Raw genomic sequence first — 543 nt, forward strand, 5'->3', positions numbered from 1 at the left:
AATCGGATTCTATCTATGCCAAAGGACTCAGAGCTTAAACAGGGTAAAGATGGGCGCATGTTGGCAAAGCTGCCATCTGGTAGTGAAGCTAGCGAACGTATTGAAAGCGTCGCCACAGGCTTTACTGAACTGATTGCTCTGTCTATTGCCATGGATATTCCTCTGGTCATTATTTATGACGTGGATGTCAAAACTGGCATCAATGCGCAGGTCCAGGCAGCCGCAGCACAATTGGGATATGATCTGAGGTTCAGAGGTGTTAAGGCCAAAAACATCCGCCAGTTGAATTTGGTACCACATGTATCATACCTGGAAGAAAAGATTGGCCTCGACGATTACCTGATGCATCCTAAGTTGGGTCCAAAGGAATTTGACCTGTTGCTTAACAGCTGCCTCAATTCCCTTAGCGCCTTTCCTAAGCATCCGAATCCACGGGCGTTTATCAATAAGAAGCTGTCCAAATGCCGTCTGCCGCGTAGCGATGTGCAGGCACTTAGCACAGCGGTATTGTGCGATCTGGATTCAAAGGGCGTACGTCTGCAT

1 protein-coding gene is annotated in these 543 nt (G+C 47.9%); it reads left to right on the forward strand.

Features of this window, described 5'->3' with window-relative positions:
- Positions 1-57: 57 nt before the first annotated feature.
- Positions 58-543: hypothetical protein (locus tag VJI93_RS08455; protein ID WP_324009269.1), on the forward strand; the 486-nt coding region annotated here is incomplete at its 3' end.

Origin of the sequence: Parvimonas sp. M20, assembly GCF_035282425.1 — a bacterium.
In the GTDB taxonomy this organism is placed as follows: domain Bacteria; phylum Bacillota; class Clostridia; order Tissierellales; family Peptoniphilaceae; genus Parvimonas.